Source organism: Aliikangiella marina (assembly GCF_007004765.1).
Lineage (GTDB): Bacteria > Pseudomonadota > Gammaproteobacteria > Enterobacterales > Kangiellaceae > Aliikangiella > Aliikangiella marina.
Genome location: NZ_VIKR01000001.1, coordinates 109,806 through 126,410 on the forward strand (window position 1 = coordinate 109,806; position 16,605 = coordinate 126,410).

Annotated in this window: 15 protein-coding genes and 1 tRNA gene; 6 read left to right on the forward strand and 10 right to left on the reverse strand. The window is 43.5% G+C overall.

The genetic code is table 11. The features are described 5' to 3' along the window. Positions 1–78 precede the first annotated feature (78 nt). The 8 genes from ychF to FLL45_RS00470 all read right to left on the reverse strand — a co-directional run bounded on the left by ychF (position 79) and on the right by FLL45_RS00470 (position 7,664). Positions 79–1,170 (reverse strand): redox-regulated ATPase YchF, encoded by a 1,092-nt coding sequence (gene ychF, locus FLL45_RS00435; RefSeq protein ID WP_142887828.1) that lies wholly within the window; start codon positions 1,168–1,170, stop codon positions 79–81. A gap of 82 nt (positions 1,171–1,252) precedes the next feature. Then, positions 1,253–1,837, reverse strand: coding sequence for an aminoacyl-tRNA hydrolase (pth, locus tag FLL45_RS00440; protein ID WP_142887829.1), 585 nt, complete (start codon positions 1,835–1,837; stop codon positions 1,253–1,255). 36 nt (positions 1,838–1,873) lie between these two features. Next, positions 1,874–2,512: a 50S ribosomal protein L25/general stress protein Ctc gene (locus FLL45_RS00445; RefSeq protein ID WP_142887830.1), complete on the reverse strand. Its 639-nt coding sequence runs from the start codon at positions 2,510–2,512 to the stop codon at positions 1,874–1,876. A 382-nt stretch (positions 2,513–2,894) separates the two neighbouring features. Continuing rightward, positions 2,895–3,842 (reverse strand): ribose-phosphate pyrophosphokinase, encoded by a 948-nt coding sequence (locus FLL45_RS00450; protein WP_142887831.1) that lies wholly within the window; start codon positions 3,840–3,842, stop codon positions 2,895–2,897. Positions 3,843–4,016: 174 nt separating this feature from the next. Next, positions 4,017–4,091: transfer RNA gene (locus FLL45_RS00455), tRNA-Gln, on the reverse strand. 7 nt (positions 4,092–4,098) lie between these two features. Then, positions 4,099–5,067, reverse strand: coding sequence for a 4-(cytidine 5'-diphospho)-2-C-methyl-D-erythritol kinase (gene ispE / locus FLL45_RS00460; protein ID WP_246075719.1), 969 nt, complete (start codon positions 5,065–5,067; stop codon positions 4,099–4,101). Then, the gene (gene lolB / locus FLL45_RS00465; RefSeq protein WP_142887832.1) at positions 5,043–5,648 is read right to left on the reverse strand and encodes a lipoprotein insertase outer membrane protein LolB; all 606 of its coding nucleotides are present in this window, start codon (positions 5,646–5,648) and stop codon (positions 5,043–5,045) included. Before lolB ends, ispE begins: the two co-directional genes overlap by 25 nt. Before the next feature lie 54 nt (positions 5,649–5,702). Beyond that, complete coding sequence (locus FLL45_RS00470) at positions 5,703–7,664, reverse strand: tetratricopeptide repeat protein (RefSeq protein WP_185964272.1); 1,962 nt, start codon at positions 7,662–7,664, stop codon at positions 5,703–5,705. 472 nt (positions 7,665–8,136) lie between these two features. Between FLL45_RS00470 and FLL45_RS00475 the strand changes: the two genes are divergently transcribed. The 6 genes from FLL45_RS00475 to FLL45_RS00500 are packed head-to-tail and all read left to right on the forward strand — an operon-like array spanning position 8,137 to position 13,312. Beyond that, positions 8,137–8,364 (forward strand): hypothetical protein, encoded by a 228-nt coding sequence (locus tag FLL45_RS00475; RefSeq protein WP_142887834.1) that lies wholly within the window; start codon positions 8,137–8,139, stop codon positions 8,362–8,364. Positions 8,365–8,376: 12 nt separating this feature from the next. Next, on the forward strand, positions 8,377–9,684 hold the full coding sequence (gene hemA / locus FLL45_RS00480; RefSeq protein ID WP_142887835.1) for a glutamyl-tRNA reductase: 1,308 nt from the start codon (positions 8,377–8,379) through the stop codon (positions 9,682–9,684). 36 nt (positions 9,685–9,720) lie between these two features. Continuing rightward, entirely contained in the window at positions 9,721–10,809 is a 1,089-nt protein-coding gene (gene prfA / locus FLL45_RS00485) for a peptide chain release factor 1 (protein WP_142887836.1), read from the forward strand. A 9-nt stretch (positions 10,810–10,818) separates the two neighbouring features. Continuing rightward, positions 10,819–11,718 (forward strand): aspartoacylase, encoded by a 900-nt coding sequence (locus FLL45_RS00490; protein ID WP_142887837.1) that lies wholly within the window; start codon positions 10,819–10,821, stop codon positions 11,716–11,718. Between the two features lie 5 nt (positions 11,719–11,723). Continuing rightward, a complete protein-coding gene (prmC, locus tag FLL45_RS00495) occupies positions 11,724–12,557 on the forward strand; it encodes a peptide chain release factor N(5)-glutamine methyltransferase (protein ID WP_142887838.1) in 834 nt (277 codons plus the stop codon). Continuing rightward, the gene (locus tag FLL45_RS00500) at positions 12,545–13,312 is read left to right on the forward strand and encodes a HesA/MoeB/ThiF family protein (RefSeq protein WP_246075721.1); all 768 of its coding nucleotides are present in this window, start codon (positions 12,545–12,547) and stop codon (positions 13,310–13,312) included. The genes prmC and FLL45_RS00500 overlap by 13 nt, the downstream gene beginning before the upstream one ends. 38 nt (positions 13,313–13,350) lie before the next feature. On the opposite strand, the gene FLL45_RS00505 is transcribed toward FLL45_RS00500, so the two are convergent. Then, complete coding sequence (locus FLL45_RS00505; protein WP_142887839.1) at positions 13,351–14,394, reverse strand: hypothetical protein; 1,044 nt, start codon at positions 14,392–14,394, stop codon at positions 13,351–13,353. A 223-nt stretch (positions 14,395–14,617) separates the two neighbouring features. After that, positions 14,618–16,480: a DUF1631 family protein gene (locus FLL45_RS00510; protein WP_142887840.1), complete on the reverse strand. Its 1,863-nt coding sequence runs from the start codon at positions 16,478–16,480 to the stop codon at positions 14,618–14,620. Positions 16,481–16,605 lie beyond the last annotated feature (125 nt).

Consider the following 16,605-nt stretch of genomic DNA (forward strand, 5'->3'; position numbering starts at 1 on the left):
GAACTAAGTTTAGAACCTAGAACCTAGAACCTAGAACTTAGCACTTAGTATTTAGTATTTAGTATGCTTATGTAGACACTAAACGTTAAAGCGGAAGTGAATGACGTCACCATCTTTAACGATATAGTCTTTACCCTCAAGTCGCCACTTACCGGCTTCCTTAGCGCCACTTTCACCGTTGAACTCGATGTAATCGTCATAGCTTACGGTTTCTGCACGGATAAAGCCGCGCTCAAAGTCAGTATGAATAACGCCTGCGGCTTGCGGCGCAGTGGCGCCCACTTTTACCGTCCAAGCTCTGACTTCTTTCACGCCAGCAGTAAAATAGGTTTGCAAATTAAGTAAATCATAGCCAGCTCGAATCACGCGGTTTAAGCCTGGTTCTTCCAATCCCATTTCGGCCAAAAACTCGGTTTGCTCTTCAGCATCAAGTCCGGCAAGTTCTGACTCTACAGACGCACAGACTGCTACCACACTGGCATTTTCAGCTTGGGCGAGTTCGGTCACTTTGTCGAGGTGAGGGTTGTTTTCAAAGCCGTCTTCGTCAACATTGGCAATATACATTGTTGGTTTGCTGGTAATAAATTGCATGCCTTTAATGGCTTTGGCTTCATCTTCATCCCAGTCGCCTGAACGAATCGGTAGGGCTTCTTCTAGCAGTGCCTTGCACTTTTCAAGAATTTCCAGCAAAGCCTTAGCTTCTTTGTCACCGCTTTTGGCGACTCGAACGTTCTTTTGAATACGTTTTTCAACTGATTCTAAGTCAGCAAGCGCTAACTCAGTATTAATCACTTCGATATCATCGAGTGGGTCGATCTTGTTTTCTACGTGAATGACATCTTCGTTTTCAAAGCAGCGAACCACATGCGCAATCGCATCAGTTTCGCGAATGTTCGCGAGGAATTGATTGCCCAGTCCTTCTCCTTTTGACGCGCCTTTGACCAGGCCTGCAATATCGACAAATTCCATTGTTGTCGGCAAGATCTTTTCCGGCGAAACAATTGCCGCCAGCTTATCTAGGCGTGTGTCTGGCACAGGAACGACACCGGTATTGGGTTCAATAGTACAGAACGGGTAGTTTTGCGCGTCGATGCCCGCATCGGTTAAAGCATTAAACAGGGTAGATTTGCCCACATTTGGTAAACCAACAATGCCACATTTAATTCCCATGGAAATATACTCCGTCAATCTAGCATTAAGCCGCAAGTTACAGGCTTGTTGCTGAAGAACTATTAGGTTATAAAATTCTCAATTACGCTTTAAATGCGTGCATTGACTGCATCACTTTATCGTGTTCACCACGAATAATATCGCCTGTGTGGCGGAGAGCTTCATCAATGCTTTCATCAATAGCGCGCTGTTGATCAGCCGGTGCTTTACCTAAAACAAAATTATGAACTTTGTTTTTATCACCGGGATGACCAATTCCAATTCTCAATCGGTAAAAGTCTCTGCAATTGGCGAGACTTTTAATAATATCTCTCAGTCCATTATGACCACCATGGCCACCAGACTTCTTTAATTTTACACATCCTGGATCAATATCGAGCTCATCGTGTGCAACTAAGATCTCATCCGGTAAGATTTTGTAGAAGGTTGCTATTGCGCCAACCGCCTTACCACTTAAATTCATAAAAGTATTGGGGATGAGGAGACGGCAGTCGTTGCCATCAATTAGACCGCGACCAACATGGCCAAAAAATTTGGTTTCTAAAGTAAGCGGGATCGAGTACGCCCTTGCCAGCTCTTCGACATACCATACGCCAGCATTGTGTCGGGTCTGAGAATATTGAGGGCCCGGATTACCGAGCCCTACAATGAGTCTGATTTTAGACATAAGTTAAAAGCTCAAGGAAAAAGAGCTTTTCAAAGATTACTCTGCAGAGTCTTCTGCAGCATCACCTTCTTCGTCGCTACCAGTAGAAGCAGCACTGCGGCTCTTGTGGATGGTAACGATTGCATGATCGTGATCTTCACCGTGAGTCAACTCAACGATTTCAACCCCTTTAGGGAGCTTGATATCTGATAAGTGAACAACTTGGTCCATTTCTAAATCAGCTAGATCAACTTCGATGAACTCTGGTAAATCTTTTGGTAAACAAGAGATTTCCAAAGTGGTGTATGCATGGCTTACTACGCCGCCAGCTTTAACGCCTGGGCATTTTTCTTCATTTAAGTAGTGAAGTGGCACAGAAGTTGTCAGTTTTTCGCCGGCTTTTACGCGCATGAAGTCAGCGTGAGTGACTTTTGGCTTGTAAGGGTGGCGTTGAAGATCTTTTAAGATAACTTTTTCAGTTTTCTTACCTGCTTTCAAAGTCAAGATATGTGAGTAGAAAGCTTCGTCTTCAAGATGCTTGATGATTTCTGGGTGGCTGATAGTGATTGGCTGAGGCTCTCTGCCACCACCATACACGATGCCTGGGATTTTGTCTTCTAGACGACGTAGGCGGCGGCTCGCACCTTTCCCCATGTCTTCACGAAGCTCAACATTCAATTCAAATGAATCGCTCATTGTTTAATTCTCCAAAATATTAGTGTTACCTTGACCGCGACCAGTTCAAGGTCTGGCTCATTACCCTTGAATTAACCCATAAAGCGTTAAATTCCGGGGCTTTGAGTCGTATACCCTCACAAAAAGGGCGGCGAATTATAGGCTAGAGGAGGGCGTCAAAGCAAGTGATTTATTAAAGCCGACTGGATTATTCACCTACCTGCAGAACATCAGCCTGCTACTGCCAGGTTTTAATCGAGTAGTTATTGGGATAAGTCACATTAAATCAATGGCTTAGTGCTAATTTAAAAACGCGATTTAGGCAATATAACTCATCAACAAAAAAAGGCGCATCGAATGCGCCTTTTGGATGAAGGTATTGATTTAGCGTTTGACTAAATACCTACCCCATAAACATGGAGCTCAATGATTCTTCCTCGTTGACACGGCGAATAGACTCAGCCAACATTTCAGACAGGGTCAAAACTTCAATTCTATCGCAGTTGAGCGCATCTTCTCGTAATGGAATGGTATCCGTCACAACCAATTTGTCGAGGGTAGAATTGTTAATGTTTTCAATCGCTTTACCCGAAAGGACTGGGTGAGAAGCGTAAGCTTTAACACTCTTCGCGCCGTTGGCCTTCAAGGCGCCTGCCGCGGTACATAATGTGCCCGCAGTGTCGACCATATCGTCAAGAATAATACAATCGCGGCCTGCAACATCACCGATAATATGCATGACTTCTGATTTGTTGGCTTCAGGGCGACGTTTATCGATAATCGCAAGTTCTGCGTCATTTAATAGTTTTGCAACAGCGCGAGCACGAACCACACCACCCACATCAGGCGAGACGACAATCTCGTCGCCAGAGGCATTTTGTTGAATATGGTCGATTAAAACTGGTGTCGCGTAAACATTGTCAACAGGGATATCGAAAAACCCTTGAATTTGATCAGCATGTAAATCGACAGTGAGTACTCGATTAATGCCCACAACAGCCATCATATCCGCAACGACTTTAGCCGTAATCGGTACCCGAGCACTGCGCACGCGACGATCTTGACGCGCATAGCCAAAGTAAGGCACAACCGCGGTGATTCGACCTGCAGAGGCTCTGCGGAGCGCATCAGCCATGACCACTAATTCCATCAGGCTCTCATTGGTTGGCGCGCAAGTTGATTGAATAATAAAGACGTCCATCCCACGAACGTTTTCAAGTATTTCCACGGCGACTTCACCGTCACTGAAGCGGGCAACTTTCGCTTTACCCAGTTCAACATCGAGTTGTGCTGCGATTTTGTCGGCGAGATCAGGTGTGGCATTACCACTGAAAAGCATCATATCAGACATAATTAGACCCCAATTGTCTTTGTGTGCGATGGTTTATTAGAATTTGGATGAAAGAATAATACATCAGGATGGCTGATTTCGCTTTGTTATTTTTAGAAAATTGCGCCATCGATTGATAGGAATCAGTAGTTAGCTATCAGTATTTTTATGGTTATCTTACGATTAACAAGAAAATGGCAGGGGTAGCTGGATTCGAACCAACGAATGACGGGATCAAAACCCGTTGCCTTACCGCTTGGCGATACCCCTGTAGCAGTTAATCAGGCTTAATAAAGCCTTCTAGCTTTCGATGAAGTGGTGATTGGTTCACCCCTTTGGCAACAAAGTGTGGCCATGAACATCGGGTCGCTATTTTACGCACTTCTTGCTCATTGTCAAAGGGAATAAACAAACAACTTCCACTCCCAGTCATTCTTGCATTAGAACTAAATTGGACAAGCCATTTTAGCACCTCTGCAACCGCTGGATAATCCCTACAGACAATGTCTTGCATGGTGTTGCGACCTTTAAAAGGAAGCCCCAGTGCGTTGAGGTCGCGTATTGTGATGGCTTTGCTATTTCTTGTCAACAGTGGATTTGAAAAAATTTTTGCGGTTGATACATGGCACTCCGGCTGAACCACCAAGTACCAGATTTCTGGCATCTCGGTTGGGGTGATTATTTCCCCAATACCTTCTACAAATGCCGTTTGACCCCGAACAAAAATCGGTACGTCGGCACCTAATTTGAGACCGATTTGGGCCAGCTGGTCGAGGCTGAGGCCTAGCTGCCACTGGTGATTTAGGGCGACCAAAGTCGTGGCGCAATTTGAGCTGCCACCGCCGACACCACCGCCAAATGGAAGCCGTTTTGTTAACCTTATTGAAGCGCCCATTGGAGCTTTATTAGGTGTGGCTTGGTTTGTGGCTTGTGCCACATACGCTTTGAGGGCTTCAGCAGCTTTGACGATTAAGTTATCAGTATTGCTCAGTTCAGCGACATCACAATGAAACTCAATCTCCTGGCTATCGTTGGTTTCAATCAGAATATCATCGCCAAAATCAATCAGCTGAAACAAACTTTGTAATCGGTGATAGCCATCGTCTCGTTGACCGATAAAATGCAAAAATAGGTTTAATTTGCAGGGGCTTGGCCATAATATTTTAGAATGTTTAAGCATGATGATTGGTAAATGCAGTTGCCAGTGTCGAAGAATCTCGTTTACTGGTTTGGCAAAAACTCCCACTCTTTAACCACGACTTTAAGTGACATTTGCGGATGAGTCGCTTTAACGATTCGAGGCATGGTGTATCCAGCGTATTGCTTGTAACGTTGAAACTCAATCTGCCAATCATTAAGTAAAACCTCTGCTAATTGACCCGCTTCGTTACGGGAAACGATTTCTCCGGGTTTATAAGAGGGTAATCCTTTGATCCAAAAGGATAGGGCTTCGATGGGGAAATCCCAGCCCAGTGATTGGTAAAGCAATTGTTGGGCATCTTGATGATAGAAAATTTTATCGTCAGGGAGCTTGAGCACTGCTTGATTAGGTTCCTGAATTAACTGCGCGTAAGTAACACCGAAAGTACCGTATAAATGAAAATCAAACGCTTGTGATTGAGTTTGCCAATCCAAGGTCGCATTAACACTGTCTTCAGGGGTTTTTATCGCGACTCGCGCTTTTAATTGCCAGTTTTGTTGGTCGGCTAGGTTGCCACTGGGCGTATATAACTTGGGTTGTGATAGACAACCAGTTAGCGAGATAACCAGTAAAAAAGTGATCAGCAAACTAACAAGCTTAGTGGCAGTAATCATAGCGTTGGGCATGGCAATATTGACACCGTTTTAAAAAGGTAGAGGTTCAATTGGGCGACTTTCTCATCAAAGACTGATTTTGAGCCGCTCGAGTGTTTTAAGCAACACACTGCTGTCTCTCTCAAGTTCCAGACCCTCTTGCCAGACTTTAATAGCGAGCTCTTTTTGGTCATTAACCCACAGTACTTCGCCCAAGTGAGCAGCAATATCCGCACTTGGTGCCATTTTAAAAGCGCGAGTAAGATACTGGATGGCTTCAGTCATTTTACCTAAACGAAAAGCTATCCAGCCTTTACTATCAATAACCGCTGGATTATTGGGTAAGCCTTGAAAAGCCGCATTAATTAGGCTGTTCGCATAGTCCAGTTCGCGATTGAGGTCAGCGAGCGTGTAGCCCAAGGCATTCTGTATATTTAAGTCCTCGGGATACAATTTGTGAAGATGTTTAAATTCATCCACCATCTCATCGTAAAGTCCTAAAGGCTCTTTATAGAGAGCACGAGTGTAGAGTAAATCTTTATCATCAGGGGTTTTCTCCAGCGCTTGATTGAGCCATTCAACCGCCAGTTGTGAGTGGTTGTGATTGTTGAGAAGTGCTGCAGCCGCAAGATTGAAATCAATTAAACGGTCATTTTCGTCAAAAACATCCCTAGCTTCAGTGAGTACCGTCATTAATTCATTGGGTTTGTCTTGTAACTCGAAGAGTTCAATTTTTTTCAGTAATAGCACTAAATTTTGCGGATATTCCGTTAGCGCTTCGCTCAGCTTAGCTTGCGCTTGTTCTCGAGAAAAATATTGCAACAACAAGTCGATTTCAGCATTGATGAGTTTTATTTGATCATTTTCATTGAAGTAGGGGTTGTTGGCTAAACTGGCAAGGGCTTTTTCAAGTTCACCTTTTTCAGCATATAACTTGGATAAAAAGACCTTTGCATGGGCCTGAAATCTGCCTTCGTTAACCATCTCAAAACATTGAATGGCTTGCTCGGTCTCTTCGACTTTCATGGCTGAGTCGCCACAATAAAAAGCGACTTTGTCTAGTCGGTATCCCGATTCTGCCAGCAGGACAAAATGCGGATAGCCTGACTCCACCTCACCAAGGGCGTAATAGCTGGCGGCCAGGTAAAAACGAGATTCTTGATCATTGGGTTTGTTCATAAGCCAATCAGTAAAGTGGGCAATACTGGCTTGGTAGTCTTGGAGATCATAAAGCAGTTGACCGAGCATCAAACTGATCTCCGTTGAAGTCGGATTGCGGTTAAATAAGTCGTTAAGATAATTACGCGCAGCATCATCGCGCCCTAGTTGAACCAGAACGTGGGATTTATTGCGAATTGCTGGGTAAAAAAGTGGATTGATTTCAAGTGCGTCCTCGGCGTGACTGAGGGCTTGAGTAAGAATGTTTTCCGGTTGTTTACTTTTTGCCGCCAGGCGCATGAACAGCTTACTGATACCGGTCGGAATCGCGACTTCTTTTGGCATTTGATTTTGCAATTCTCGCAACAAATTAAAGGCAATTCTCGGCTCCTGAGGAACGATGCTCATTTCAATCAACGAAAGCTTTTGCTCACTGGTTTCGAGCATCGCCATAAATTTTTTCGCGTTATCCAACGCAGAGACAGCATTTTGCTGGGCAAGCTGAGATTGCAATATCATGGATTGTGCGGAAAGATTGTCAGGCTCTTTTTGCAACCACATCAAGGTGGCTTGTTCTAATGCTAATGGGTCCTGGGCTGCTTGCGCGCTTGCGACGCTTTTTTTTATGAGTTCGATACTTTGTGAAGCATCTGCCGCGTATAGGTAGTAACTGGTGGCGGTTTGGAAATCTTGCTGATGTTCGGCAATATCGGCCGCAATAATGGCCTCATAAAGATCTGCTTTTTGACGATTGTCTAAATGACTGATATCGGCGAACTGATACTCATTATGGGGAGTATTGAGGCTATCTTGTTTGGTGGATACACAAGCGGCCAACAATCCGCTGACGCTGGCAGCGATGATTAAATTTTTAACTAAATACTTCTTCATTCTGGCTATTTTGCCTCTTAATACTGCAAGCTTAGGCTTGTTATTATCATAGTCGATGTCAAAATAAATCATTCTCAATAGAGTCTGATAGTTAATGACTCAGTGAGCAGGTAGACTATTTTAATCCCTTTGGTTAACGCATTGGTTGTCCGCTTTGAATGCGAGCTTTTGCGGGTTTTCCAAATCATTTCTGGTTTTTGCTGCTTTTCAAATATTTTTGTATTGGCACGTACTTTAGTCATTTGTGCGACTGAATGACCTTACTAACGCAATTGTGCTTGATTTTCGCCTATCTCAAAAGACTAATTTGCGAATTAATTGTTAACGTTTAAGAACCGGTTGTACAAAATATGCACAAGTGCATTCTGCCAGCTGATGTCTCTCGCACGTCTTTGGACAACATAAATCAAAAATAATGCGATTTGTTTATCGCCTCTGTTATAATCACTCCAATTAAGGGGAACCGAGGTTTTTGGCTGCGTCAAGCGATAGTCTTACATTAGTCGATAGCGTGAATTGCTTTAGCGATGCCCAGTATGCAAAATACGCAGCTGGCACAATCAGCACTTCTCTCGACGGCTGGTCGTCTACGTCAATTATGTTACCTATGCGCAACTTCGATAACAATCAATATGCCCATTCTGCTGTGACTTCGGCAGAGTTGCAACCTGTTGAATTAGTCTTGGCTTCTCGCCACTAGCTGTATTTTCCTATGCCTGTCTCGATTTTTGGAATTAACCATAAAACTGCGCCTGTCGAAATCCGAGAGAAAGTTGCGTTTTCGCCTGAAAGTATTTCAGACAGTCTTAATCGTATGCTCGATGGCGTCGGCTTAGAAGAGGTTGCGATTATTTCTACCTGTAATCGAATGGAAGTGGTTTATCGAGATAAATCGAGCCAGGGTCAAGCTCCCGACAAAGCGCAAGAAGCTAGCGAAAATCTAGCGGATAAAATTACCCAGTGGCTGGCCGATGAACATAAAATGTCTGGCGAAACGATAAGCGAATATGCCTATAGCTATTCTGGCGAAGAAGCCGTTAATCATATTATGCGGGTGGCTTGTGGCTTAGATTCGATGGTACTGGGCGAGCCCCAGATCCTTGGCCAAGTAAAAGATGCTTTTGGGTATGCTAAAAATGCGGGAACCATTGGCTTAGTGTTAAACAAGCTATTTCAGCAAACCTTCTCGCTTGCTAAGCAAGTGCGTACAGATACTCAGATTGGTGAGAGCGCTGTATCGGTTGCTTATGCTGCCGTAACTCTTGCGAAACGGATATTCGCCAATTTTGGTCCGGTTAAAGCGCTGTTTATTGGGGCCGGTGAGACGATCGAGTTAGCAGCTCGTCATTTGTCGCGTCAAGGGGTTGTTCAAATGAGTGTTGCAAATCGCACGGTTGAGCGGGCGCAAAAGCTTGCTGATGAATTTGGGGCAACAGCGTACGGTCTTTCTTCGTTGCCAGAGCTGGTCGCGAGCGCCGACATTATTATCAGCTCGACCGCAAGTCCTGTGCCAGTAATCGGTAAAGGGTTGATGGAAAAGGCGATCAAACAACGTCGCCATCGTCCGGTATTTATGGTGGATTTAGCGGTTCCGCGTGACATTGAACCGGAAGTTAGTGATTTAAATGATGTCTACCTGTATACCGTGGATGATATGCAGGATGTGATCAAAGAAAATATCAAAGTCCGCGAAGAAGCCGCGCTTGAGGCGCAGGATATTATTGCTGTTCACGGACAAAAGTATTTTAACTGGCTGCAATCCTTGTCATCAGTGTCACTAATGAAAGATTTTCGGACTCAATTTGATGACATTAAAAATAGTGAACTAGAGCGTTCATTGAGTAAACTGAGTGGTAACCAGGAAGCGCAAAAAGTCCTAGAGGAATTTGCCAATCGGCTGACTCAAAAGTTTATGCATTCTCCAAGCAAAATGATCCGTCAAGCGGGAGAATCCAATGAACAAAAAGTATTAGAAATTTTGGCTGAGGCTTTTGACCTCAAGAAACAAGATCGTGAATAGCGTCTTTAATAAATTAACAAATGGTTAAAGTTTGATATGAAAGATTCAATGATTAAAAAGCTGGAAGGTCTGGCTGAACGTCATGAAGAGGTTGGGCATTTACTGGGTGATCCAGAGACTATTTCTGACCAGAAAAAATTTAAAGAGCTTTCAAAAGAGTACGCTCAGCTTGAGGAGGTCGTCACCACTTTTGCGCAATATCAACAAGTGCTGGAAGATATTGAAACTGCCGAAGAAATGTTGAAGGATAGTGATCCTGATATGCGGGAAATGGCAGAAGAGGACTATAAGGAAAGTAAAAAACAAGTCGAGCCACTAGAAGTTGAACTGCAAAAGTTATTGTTGCCGCGTGACCCGAACGATGACAAGAATATTTTCTTGGAGATTAGAGCGGGCACTGGCGGTGATGAAGCGGCGATTTTTGTTGGTGATTTGTTTCGTATGTATAGCCGCTTTGCAGAAAAAAATCGCTGGCAGATCGAAGTAATGAATGAAAATGTAAGCGATCAAGGAGGCTACAAGGAAATTATCTGTAAAATTTCCGGTGACAGTGTTTACTCAAAGTTAAAGTTTGAGTCGGGTGCGCACCGAGTGCAACGAGTACCTGAGACAGAGTCACAAGGGCGTATTCATACTTCGGCGTGTACCGTTGCTATTATGCCTGAAGCCGATGAGCTTGATGAAATCGAATTGAATCCTGCTGATTTAAGAATTGATACCTTTAGGGCATCAGGTGCCGGTGGTCAGCACGTTAATAAAACCGATTCGGCAATTCGCATTACTCATTTACCGACGGGGACCGTCGTTGAGTGTCAGGATGCTCGCTCGCAACACAAAAATAAAGCGCAAGCGATGAGTGTGTTGAAGTCTCGATTGTTAGCTGCGCAAGAAGCAGCTGCGCACAGTGAGCAAGCTGAAGCAAGACGTAATTTAGTGGGGAGTGGTGATCGCTCGGAACGGATTAGGACTTACAATTTCCCACAAGGCCGTATGACTGACCATCGAATAAACCTGACGCTGTATAAGCTTGATGAAATTATGCAGGGTGATTTGGCTCAAGTCGTCGAACCGCTAGTCAGTGAATATCAAGCGGATCAGTTAGCGAGTTTAGCGGATAGCGAGTAGTTTAAATTAATGGCTATGATCGAAACGATTGTTATCGCTGGAGGCACTCACGGTAATGAACTTACCGGCGTAAACTTGGTGCGTCATTGGCGAGATAACCACTATGCCGTGAATCATCAGCCGTTAACCATCGAATTGCTACAAGCTAACCCTGCCGCAATTAATGCGAACAAAAGATACCTTGAAAAAGACTTAAATCGCTGTTTCAAGTTAAGCGAACTTGCCGATCCGAAAGCCAACAATCAAGAACAACAACTGGCCAAGCAAATTAATCAGCAGCTTGGTCCAAAGGGTGATGCCCGAGTTGATTTTATTATTGACTTGCATACTAGCACGGCAAACATGCAAACCAATATTGTGTTAATCAAAATGGACGATTTTCACCTCAAGCTTGCAGCTTATCTAAAACAACAATTGGCTAATGTCGTGATTACCTCAGAATCTCGATTAATGGATGACCACCACTTTCTGTGTTCTATTGCTGATAAAGGTATCGTGGTTGAAGTGGGACCTATCCCGCAGGGCGCGATCGAATATGACGCCTATCAAAAAACTGAATCGGCGGTCAAAAAAGCCATCGAATTTGCCGATCGCTATAATCGCCAACAGTTACCTGATTTAGGTGAGTCGCTCGAGGTAATGAGCTACTTTTCAAAAGTCTATTTTCCGACAACTCAAAATGACGAAATTAATGCTGCTGTGCATCCCGATTTAATTCACCAAGACTACTCCCAAATTACAACTGGAACGCCAATTTTTAAATCATTTGATGGTGAGGATATTTACTATCAAGGTGAAAATGCGCATATTGCCTTTGTGAATGAAGCGGCGTATTACGATCAAAAAATTGCCTTGTGTTTGTGCAATCCAATTCGTTATTGTCTGACAAGCTTAAAACCGTTGGGCTAGGTCAGATGAGAGTTGATCAAGCGATTCAGCAAGCTGTAACCAAAATTAACAGTGAGTCTGCTCGTCTGGACAGTGAAGTACTACTTGCTTTTATTTTAGAGAGAAATAAGACTTGGTTAAAAACTTGGCCAGACTATCAATTATCAACGGTTGAACAAGACGGTTTTGCGCAACTGGTTGAACGTCGAGCAAATGGCGAACCTGTCGCTTATTTAACCGGACAGAGAGATTTTTGGACACTTGATTTAGCAACCAATAACTCGACCTTGATCCCCAGACCAGAAACCGAATTGTTGGTCGAACAGGCGCTTCAATTTCTTGAAGATCAACCAGTCGCGAAAGTTTTAGATTTAGGAACAGGAACTGGCGCGATTGCTTTAGCAATCGCTTCTGAACGACCGCATGACCGTGTGATTGGTGCGGACTTTAACGCGTCGGCGGTTGAATTAGCGGTGAACAATTCACAGCGGAACAAGCTTTCAAATGCGGAATTTGTGTGTAGCGATTGGTTCACTGAAATTCCCCAAATGAAGTTTGACTTAATTGTTTCCAATCCACCTTATGTTGCAGCGGGCGATCCGCATCTTCAACAGGGTGATTTAGTTTTTGAGCCTGATTCAGCGCTGATTGCTGGTGATAATGGTTTTGCCGATATTGAGCATATTATTGACTTAGCACGACAGTTTTTAACTAATGGTGGCGCATTGATGTTTGAGCATGGCTATCAGCAGGCGAACAGAGTAACAGAACTGTTTGTCAAAAACGGCTATAGTCAAATAGAAACTATCAAAGACCTCAGCGGTCTTGACCGGGTTACTCAAGGAATATGGCGAGATTAACCATGTTATCTGATGAGCAATTATTGCAATACAGTCGACAAATCATGCTACCCCAAATCGATATTGAGGGGCAAAACAAGTTACTCAATGCACGAGTATTAGTGCTTGGTTTAGGTGGCTTGGGATCGCCGGTTGCGATGTATCTGGCGACAGCCGGGGTTGGCTCGTTAACTTTGGTTGATGATGACCAAGTTGATTTAACTAATTTGCAGCGCCAAGTTATCCATCGAATCGACTCTATCGAAAAACCAAAAGTCGACTCAGCAGCAGAAACCCTAAAAGCGCTCGCGCCTACTTGTCGATTGCAATGCTTTAACGAAAGGATGGCTGAGTCTGATTTAAGCAAGCTGGTCAGTCAGGTGGATTTAGTCGTTGATTGCTGTGACAACTTTGAAACTCGCTTTATGATTAACCGAGTGTGTTTTTCAAATAAGACGCCACTAGTGTCGGGAGCAGCAATCCGATGGGAAGGCCAGGTTTCGACTTTTACCATGCAAGCCAATACACCTTGCTATCGATGTGTCTACGAAGAAGATGTACATAGCGATCAATCCTGTGCCCACAATGGAGTAGTCGCGCCGTTGGTTGGTGTGATTGGCTCAATGCAAGCATTGGAAGCAGTTAAAGTGATAACAGGGGCTGGTGAGCCCGCTTCAGGAAAGCTCCTGTTATTCGATGGCTTAAGTATGGAATGGCGGACGATTAAGTTTAAGCCGCGCAAAGGTTGTCCGGTTTGCGGTGATCATTTACGGTGATCTATCGTGCTTGTTCAATACTCTTTAAGCGAAAGTGATTAATCGACCTCCGCAGTGAAAACACTCGCACATTGATTCGCTGGTTCAAAAACAAATTCAGGTTGTTGCACTTTTTGCGGGTTGCGTAGTTCGACCCAATCACCGACACGAATATTTTCTTCTGACAGATTAATCGGGTAGGCAATCGCCTTGTTATGCATTGTCTTAATAATTTTTAGTTGTCCTGCAGGTATATCCGCAACACCATTTTTTTTATGATTGTACAAGAGGTTGACTACTCGCCCTTGGACAAATGGCGCATGCTCACTTTGCAAATAAATACTTTGACCGTACTTTCTTGTTACGCTTCCCAACGTTGATTCCTGACTTAATCGATCAATCGCTTTTAGGAGTAAAAAGTTGGTTGCCGCGAGAAAGGTTTGCCCTGGTGTTGTGCTTAAATAACGTTTGCTTTGTTGGTTATTATTGAAAGCTGCCGTTGTCGGTTGTGGTATGGCATTTAGGTCGCAATTCGATAAAACAATTTCAACAGAATCCATCCAGGGCTTGAGCGGACGTTTCCCCCCTGTTAATTTTAAACTGGCTTTGATGTAGGTTTTCCCCGGGGTTTGTAGCCATCTATCTGTATCATCGTGTAGCGCTTGCCACCAGGTATCATCGGGAGCGTATTTAAAGGGTAATTTATAGCTATCGATAGTGAGTTGAATATTAAAGTCTTCTTCGCTTGCCACTGCTTCGAATAGCCGACTCGCTTCAAAAGTATCCACTAAGATATTTTGTACTTCTGCAGGCATATTCCCATGCAGGTAATATTGCGAGTCTTCTTCACGATGTTCGATAGGCATGCCGGTGAAGTTTTTAATTGGTGCAAACTTAACTTTATATTTGGGCGATAAGGTGCTCGGCCAAACCAGGTGGGTAAACTGAGTGGCATTTTGATATTCAAAGTATCTTTGATTATCCGTGGCTTTTGATGGTGCTGAGCTAGCCACAGCAATGATGAAAGCTAACAGTGGATAAAGCCAGCAATGTTTGCGGAAAGCAAAAAACGTATCTTGAGAGATCATGTTTTGATTGTTCATAATTTCTACCAGTAAAGCGCCTTTTGACCGCTTATTTTAAGGCTGAGAATACACTATAGTTCCTTATCGGCTCTGAAATAGTCGAACTTTAATCTAAAACGAAAAAATACGTTTTAATGGAGGAAATACGAATCCTTGATAGTTTTAATTTCGACAAGATGAAGCGAGTAATAGGGGGGGCGACAGGCTTAGCAACCGCAACCGCGCGAGCAAGCGATTACCGTTATTGGGACAATTTTTGACGGCGCTCTTTCACTAGCGACGAGAGAGAATCTCGATTGCTCCCCGCTTCGCGAACGACTTTAATGCGTAACTCGCCGATTAAATCGAGCAGTTCTTGTTTGGTGGGATCGATGACTTTATTACCACTAGCGTCGGTAAAAATATGCTTGTTAGTCGTTTTGGATACCAAAGATAAACTCGCCTCGGTCCATCGACCTTGATCATTTTTGTAGGCAATAACGACGCCTGGAGTGAGTTTCCTGTAGATACCTTTGATATGAAATCTTTGGCGCGCATCCATCTCTTCAAGACGTCTTTGCTCAGCGGCTTTTTCCTCTTGAATTCGCAACTCTTCTTGGCGTCTTAATATTTCCTGGCGTTTTTCTTCTTCGATTCTTTTTTGAATTGCTTCACGTGCGGCAATCTCGCGTTTGTGTTGTTCTTCTTTATCTCGAGCGCGCTTTTTGAGCAACAACTGATATTCTCTTTTCAAGATATCGAGGCGAGCCGTTAATTCTCTTAATAATGAATCGACAGCATGAGTGTAGGTGATAGTTTCTTCAAGCTGAATTTCAGACATATTGTTCGCTAGAAAGTGGGTATCTTCGAAACCAACGGTGACTACCAACTCACCTGATAGATTGACGAAATATATCTTCCGCGTCAGGTGATTGACCATTAACAATCGGCAGCGGTAAATTTCATTTTCATCTTTATTAGCTAATAAATACCAGCTTTCTTGTTTGAGCGAATCTACATCGAAAAACGAACCATCTTTTTCATCGTACCAATGAAGCAGATCATCTTTTTCATATTCTTCATCGGCAAAGATATCGGCTGAAATCATGACATCATATTGGATTCTTTGGCCTTGAAGTTTTTTGCTATGATAATCTTCTATTTCGATGAAAAACTCTTTCACATAGCTTGTTAGCACATCATTGTCGATAAACAGCTGATACATGCGTTTCATTGCCGGCGGAACGTCTGCTTCATAACGGTCGTTGTAATCTGGATCGCCATGGGAGCAGACGATACTCCACACTAGGGTATCCATATCGGTGAGCAGCTGTTGACACTGTTTGCTATTTACACCGTGTAGAGCGATTGTCTTGTGGAGCAATGGTTTGATGAGGTTTTCAAAGAAATCCAATAGAAATATCGGCATTTCTTCATTTTTGGTTTTACTGCTGATCAACTCTTGAGTGTATTGATTGGCCTGCTGTTCTCGGGATTGTTTTTCGATTTCAGAGAGTATTTTGTTAACGCTGGTTTCTGATTTTTGTTCGAATCCGTCAAGATACTCGTTCAGTTTAGATTCTGCGCGACGAAACACGTCGCTCGTGACCGATTCTCGATTTGCCAATCGATCAACCAGCAAAACGATGGCTTGACTGAAAAATTGAGCCCTTTTTCCCGCTTTCGGGTCGAAATGGTGGCCTAAACTGATCACTTTCTCTAAGAATCGTACTGCTACATGCTTGTAGTTATCGAGAAAACTCAAGTCATTGAGCGAGAGACGGGTGAAAGATAGCTGCAAGCTATTCATCACTTTGGTAAACGCTAAATCATAATGATTGTGCTCACGCAAGTAATTAAAAATGAGCTCAACGACTTGGAGCGCGTTTTTCTCAAAGGAATCCAACGGTCGACCCTTGAGGTCGTCGAGATCGTTGATCATCTTTAAAATGCTGATTTCGCTCGATTCACTCTCAAGAATACGGGTGGCAAGACGTGACAAAGCCTCTGATAGTTCTTTCGAACTTATCAGCTCTTCGCGCCAATCCGTTGCCCTTGTATCATAAAAGATTTTCTCTTCAAGGTTCCGGTTCTGCTTTAATAGGTTTCGAAGCTGTCTGGACATAGAGAAATGATTAAAAGAATCCTAAATGAAACTATAGAACATGGATTTAAATTTATGAAGAAAGGGTTCTCAATCTTAAACATTGCCCTGAGAAAAACCTCAGTAATGTGAACTAGGCACAATTT